The sequence below is a fragment of the Polaribacter sp. BAL334 genome (assembly GCF_015767435.1).
Lineage (GTDB): Bacteria > Bacteroidota > Bacteroidia > Flavobacteriales > Flavobacteriaceae > Polaribacter.
The window spans coordinates 1-367 of the sequence record NZ_JADWOV010000299.1; the positions used below are offsets into that span (position 1 = coordinate 1).

The 367-nt window shown below is 36.0% G+C and carries 1 pseudogene; it reads right to left on the reverse strand.

Annotated features, from left to right (window positions below):
- A pseudogene (locus IU405_RS09475) lies at positions 1 to 250 on the reverse strand (hypothetical protein); the annotation flags it as partial.
- Positions 251 to 367: the final 117 nt, after the last annotated feature.

Here is a 367-nt window from a genome sequence, read left to right on the forward strand (position 1 = left end):
GTCCTTCTTCTCTATAATAAGGCTTTGTTGCTTTATATAAAAAACGAAAGTCTATGGCTTTATCCAATAATCGATAGTAATTCTGCTCGGGTATCAAGTCTTGTAAATGAACTTGGTAGAGCATTTTTGGGATGAGTTCTTTTTTTCCTTGCATCTCTAAATTTACAAAATCTGTAGATTTTATGCAACTATTTTTGTATGTTTGAATGAGTTGTGCAACATGCACATCTGCTATAAGCAATGGCGGCATAGTTGCTTGGCGAAAGTTTTGGGAATTTTATTATCTTCGTTCTTAGCGGAATAAAAGTTTAACAAAAACTGCCACTGCTCATAGCAGGAGCCGTTCGTCCAAATGGTTCTTGGCAAC